1 protein-coding gene and 1 pseudogene are annotated in these 552 nt (G+C 49.3%); both read left to right on the top strand.

What is annotated here, in order from left to right; all coding sequences use genetic code 11:
- Positions 1-214 (top strand): annotated as a pseudogene (locus ACTHUR_RS17190) (phospho-N-acetylmuramoyl-pentapeptide-transferase); the annotation flags it as partial.
- A 115-nt stretch (positions 215-329) separates the two neighbouring features.
- Positions 330-552, top strand: a 223-nt coding sequence (locus ACTHUR_RS17185; RefSeq protein ID WP_440399919.1) for a globin domain-containing protein, incomplete at its 3' end; no start/stop codon positions are given.

The following is a 552-nucleotide window of genomic DNA, read 5'->3' as shown; positions in this document are numbered from 1 at the left end:
CGTCATCATGGGTGGCCTGTTTGTTGTTGAAGCCATTTCCGTTATGTTGCAAGTCGGTTGGTACAAACGAACCAAAAAACGCATCTTCCTGATGGCACCCATCCATCACCACTACGAACAAAAAGGCTGGAAAGAAACCCAAGTCGTCGTCCGTTTCTGGATTATTACCATCGTCTTGGTGCTGATTGGTTTGAGTACCCTCAAAATCCGCTAAATCTCCAAAGGCCGTCTGAAAATTTCAGACGGCCATTATGTAAGGTAAGCATGCTTGCCTGAATCCTACGTCTCAAAATAAATCCCGCAATAATCCACACAGAAAGTCCCCAAGCATGTACCAATCTTTTGGCGGTGCAACCGGCATCCGCACCCTGACCGACCGTTTCTACGACTTGATGGAACTTGAGCCGCAATACCAAGCCTTGCGCCAAATGCACGGCGAAGACATGACCCTGATACGCGAAAAGCTCTACGAATTTTTTAGCGGCTGGCTCGGCGGCCCGCAACTTTTTGTCGAAAAATACGGCCATCCCCAACTGCGCGCCCGCCATATAC

The organism is Neisseria sp. P0021.S007, assembly GCF_051956855.1.
Note: the sequence above shows the minus strand (reverse complement) of the source record. Positions and strands in the feature narration are given on the sequence as shown.